Consider the following 3285-nt stretch of genomic DNA (forward strand, 5'->3'; position numbering starts at 1 on the left):
GGATGTCACGGAATGGGATGGATACCTGTATCGAGAGCAGTTTCACGCAGCAGCTTGCAGATTAGTAAAAAGCACTGGGATTATGAACATGCACCGATGACACGTTTTTTTGGAGGAACACAAACGAAATATCAAACTGATATTACTACGCTTGCCGGAGGTATTTCGAACGCGGGCCTAAAGATGGAATATATACTTTTCGATGACTGCTATATGTCTACGGTAGAGGTTGCCTATGACCTTAAAAACGTAACAAGCCACTTGATAGCTTCTACAAGTGAAATAATGGCCTATGGGATGCCATACGACAAGATAGGCCAGTACTTAATCGGAAATATAGATTACGAAAAGGTCTGTGACGGTTTCTATTCTTTTTATTCAAATTATGTGACTCCCTGCGGAACAATCGGTGTTACTGATTGCTCGGAATTAGACAACCTGGCGGCTATTATGAAAGAAATAAATCAGCGTTATACGTTTAACGAAGAATTAACGGGCGAATTACAAAGATTAGACGGATATACGCCTACCATATTCTTTGATTACGGCGATTACGTTTCCAAACTATGTTCCGATCCGGATCTATTAGAACAATTCAACGAACAGCTGAAACGCACTGTACCCTTTAAAAGGAATACCAAACAGTATTTTACAGCAATCTCTTCCTCCTACTATGGAGAAAGAATTGATATCAATACTTTCTCCGGAATCACGATTTCCGACCCAAGCACTAATCCGGGTGCTTCAAAAAAGAACGAAACAGCGTGGTATATTGCCACTCATTAAATCTACTCTAAGAAGCATACGGTGGTAGAGAGTTGATTCTTCACATGTGGTCTGTCAAATCTCTTAATAAAAATTGAATTGAGAAAACCAATTCTTAATCAATGTTATAAAACATACTTTTTTTCTTGGATTATTTGCTAATTTCGCAATAGTCTGTATCTTTGCATTGTGTTTTTCATAGTATTAGATTTAAGGTTAACAAAGGTTGGAGCAAGGCGTTGCTCCTTTTTTTATGTCCATACGCTAGATACTCCTTTAAACATGGCATGACATTATCCCTTAATCACCGCCATTGGAGCCAGCTCCACCAACGGCTTCACCAAGTCCCGCTCATTCGCTATCACTTGCGCAATATCTTTATAAGCTCCCGGTGCTTCATCCAGTTCGTTCTGCGAACGAAGTCCGTGAATGATACCTTGCTGATCCATTCTCTCCTTCTCTTCATCCAGTGACAAACGGCGACAGGCATCCTTTCTTCCCATTAATCGACCTGCACCATGCGAACAGCTTTTGAAACTCTCCGGATTACCCAGTCCCTCAACAATATAAGACTTGGTACCCATAGATCCGGGGATAATACCGATCTCGCCCTCATAGGCACGCGTAGCACCTTTTCGGTGTACAATCACATCCTGATCGAAGTGATTCTCCCAAGCTGCATAGTTATGGGCAATATTAATCATAGGATCAAAGTCCGTTTCAGGTTTCACTGCCTGGATGGCTTCACAAATACGAGTCATCATCAACTGACGGTTGGCAAAGGCAAAGGCCACACAGTAATTCATTTCACGGAAATAATCCTTTGCCATCTGTGTCTCCATTGGCAGGTAAGCTAGTCCCGATACCATTTCAGAATACCATTTCTCATTCCAATATTGCGCAATCTTATTATAGTGATTGGCAACCTTCAAACCAATGTTACGGCTTCCGGAGTGAATCATCACCCAAACATCAGACGTCGCGGTATCTTTTTGAATCTCAATAAAGTGATTTCCACCTCCCAGAGTTCCTATCTGCTTCAAACAAGCCTCGTACTGATTCTTCAAAACAGGCATCTCTTCAAAGTCGAATCCTTGCGGAAGCAATTCCTGATCCTGCTTTTTATTCTGATGATCGAATCCCAAAGGAACAACTGCACGAATCTTCGACATAATGGAAGTCAAATCCGTATAACTAAAACCTTCCGCTTTTAGATTCGTCTTAATCGCACACATACCACAACCGATATCCACTCCCACAGCATTGGGAACAATCACACCATTGGTAGCCAACACACCGCCAATAGGCATTCCTTTTCCCGCATGCGCATCAGGCATGATGGCAATATGTTTAAATGCAAAAGGCAGTGAAGTCAAATCCATAATCTGCGACATACAAGAGTCCTCTACTTCATCCAACCAAAGTTTAGCGGGTAAACGTGTTCCCATAATTACTTTTTCTTGAAATCTTGCTGATTAGTCGTAATACACTGATAATCAATGTTGTTTTAGACATAATGTAGATAAAAGAAACAAATTAGGAACAACATAATTGAGAAACCACAAAATGAAAGCATGAGAAAACATAAATTAACACTGAAAACAACGGCAATTTTCCGATTTTGGTATTCATAAATCAACTCCAAAAATTATAAGTAGGCACATCTGTTTTCCTTTTAACAGAATATACTGATATGCATGATATCGAGGGAAAGAGTCACTGTAAATCATGCAAAAAACAACGGAATTTCTAATTAGACAAATTATTTTCCGCTTTTTATAATGATTTTCGGATTTAACAAACGATATTTGGAGAAGAATGAGTATCTTTGCAACCGAAAACAATAATAATATACGCAATGGCTGAGAAAAATCTTAATCGTATAAAAGTTATGCTTGCAGAAAAGGGGAAAACGAACAAATGGCTTGCAGAGAAACTTGGTAGAGACCAAGCAACCATTTCCAAATGGTGTACCAATGCTTGTCAACCACCTTTAGAAGCATTAATACAGATAGCTCAATGTCTGGAAGTTGATATAAAAGAACTCATTAGGCTTCCTGAACATAATCCTTATAAAGAATTGTAATGAAAAAAAATACTTCATTCACATTATTTGATTTTAATAAGAAACGTGCAGATAAGGTATAAATATTGGGCAAAGAGTCGCTTGATAAAAATGGTAACCTTATACCATTTATCGAGCAAGTTTGCATTGGTGACTCATTATTTACAATTGAAAGACTCAAAAGTAAATATACCATATGCAAATAAAGCGCAAGATATACTGAATTTGAGTATTGAATTCGTTCATGGAGAGAAGGAGCAACGACCTAATGATTTCTTCCCAAAATTAATGTAATTTGTGACTTAGAGCACGTTGATGCAAGATCTTAGGTGAGTCGGTCTTGACATTTTAACTCAAGCAGCAAGCACTCGGAGATATTTCTGTTTTTTATCCCAACTGGCTTATAATTCGGAAATTTATCAAAATTTGTATCAAAACTAAATAAGCATAACAAT

The 3285-nt window shown here is 38.5% G+C and carries 3 protein-coding genes; 2 read left to right on the plus strand and 1 reads right to left on the minus strand.

The window, feature by feature from the left end; all coding sequences use genetic code 11:
- Window positions 1–786: clostripain-related cysteine peptidase (locus tag BSCG_RS03250; protein ID WP_032849792.1), on the plus strand; the 786-nt coding region annotated here is incomplete at its 5' end.
- A 272-nt stretch (window positions 787–1058) separates the two neighbouring features.
- Here BSCG_RS03250 and BSCG_RS03245 read toward each other — a convergent pair.
- Window positions 1059–2213 (minus strand): RtcB family protein, encoded by a 1155-nt coding sequence (locus BSCG_RS03245; protein WP_008777271.1) that lies wholly within the window; start codon window positions 2211–2213, stop codon window positions 1059–1061.
- Window positions 2214–2623: 410 nt separating this feature from the next.
- Here BSCG_RS03245 and BSCG_RS03240 point away from each other — a divergent pair, with 410 nt between their 5' ends.
- On the plus strand, window positions 2624–2851 hold the full coding sequence (locus BSCG_RS03240; RefSeq protein ID WP_032849794.1) for a helix-turn-helix transcriptional regulator: 228 nt from the start codon (window positions 2624–2626) through the stop codon (window positions 2849–2851).
- Window positions 2852–3285 lie beyond the last annotated feature (434 nt).

Origin of the sequence: Bacteroides sp. 2_2_4 (assembly GCF_000157055.1) — a bacterium.
GTDB lineage: Bacteria > Bacteroidota > Bacteroidia > Bacteroidales > Bacteroidaceae > Bacteroides > Bacteroides ovatus.

What these genes read in the sequence shown, in the direction of transcription:
- BSCG_RS03245 (WP_008777271.1), bottom strand. Translation starts at nt 2,213, where the DNA reads ATGGGAACACGTTTACCCGCTAAACTTTGGTTGGATGAAGTAGAGGAC.
- BSCG_RS03240 (WP_032849794.1), top strand. Translation starts at nt 2,624, where the DNA reads ATGGCTGAGAAAAATCTTAATCGTATAAAAGTTATGCTTGCAGAAAAG.